The 1141-nt window shown below is 61.9% G+C and carries 1 protein-coding gene; it reads right to left on the minus strand.

The genetic code is table 11. The annotated features are described in order from the left end of the window. Nucleotides 1–20: 20 nt before the first annotated feature. Nucleotides 21–959, minus strand: coding sequence for an IS110 family transposase (locus M4J39_RS22765; RefSeq protein ID WP_251730791.1), 939 nt, complete (start codon nucleotides 957–959; stop codon nucleotides 21–23). Nucleotides 960–1141 lie beyond the last annotated feature (182 nt).

The raw sequence follows: 1141 nt of genomic DNA on the forward strand, positions 1-1141 counted from the left end.
GAGAGCGACTGTCTTGTCGGTCAAGCGTTTTGTTCGCGCCATGGTTGATTGTCCCGGATGAGGGCGTTGAGGATGGTGATGAGTTTTCTGGCGACGGCGATGATTGCGACGAGCTTGGGTTTGCCGTGATCGACGAGGCGGTCGCGGAAAGCCTTAAGGCTGGGATTGTGGCGAGCTGCGACGAGAGCCCCCATGTAGAGAGCCGCGCGGACGGCGGCACGGCCTCCACCGATGAAGCTTTTGCCTCGCCATTGTCCGGACTGGCGCGTCCAAGGTGCCAGACCGACGAGAGCTGCGATCTGGTGTCTGTCGAGCGTGCCGAGTTCCGGTAGTTCGGCGATCAGCGTACGTGCGATCTGGTCGCCGATGCCGGGAACGGATTTCAGCAGTTCGACCTTTTCCAGCCAGTTGGGCGATCGACGGATGCTGTCATCGATGTCCTGATCGATGTCGGCGAGTTCCTTCTCAAGGGCCTTCAGCAATCGCCTGATGCTTTTGGTCGCGCGAGTGGTGGCTCGCTTAAGGCGTTGATTTTCAGCTCCGATCATGGCGACGATCTGCCTGCGACGGGTGACGAGATCGGATAGCGCTTCGGTCTCCGCGTCGGCCAGCGGCCGCAAGTCCGGTCTGGTGGCTTCGGCGAAGCGAGCAATCACAGCGGCATCGATCGGGTCCGTCTTGGCCCGCTTGCCGAGTGCGCGGGCAAAGGCACGGACCTGGGCGGGATTGACCACAACGACCGGCAGCGCAGCGGCGGCGAGAGCTGCTACCACCACGGTTTCGAAGCCGCCGGTGGCCTCAAGGGCAATTCGTTCGGCACCGAGCGGTTTTAACCGTTCGGCCAGATCGACCAACCCATCGTGGTTACGGGGCACATGGAAAGCCACTACCGAGGGAGAAGTCGTAGCGACGTCCAGGCGGTCTTTGGAGACGTCGATACCGATGTAGAGTGCGTCCATCTGATCCCATCCTTGCGCAAGCGGGCTTCGCTTTGTGCGGCCCAAGCGACTGTTCGGGTTCGATGGAACGGCGGACGAGGACCCTTGCTCTCCCACGGGCTTGGTGTCCCTAAGGGGCGTCGGTCTCCCGTCCACCACCGCAACCGAAAGGATACCAGATCGCGGTGGGGCTAAGTTACAAG

Origin of the sequence: Pleomorphomonas sp. NRK KF1, from assembly GCF_023721755.1 — a bacterium.
GTDB lineage: Bacteria > Pseudomonadota > Alphaproteobacteria > Rhizobiales > Pleomorphomonadaceae > Pleomorphomonas.

What these genes read in the sequence shown, in the direction of transcription:
- M4J39_RS22765 (WP_251730791.1), bottom strand. Translation starts at nt 959, where the DNA reads ATGGACGCACTCTACATCGGTATCGACGTCTCCAAAGACCGCCTGGAC.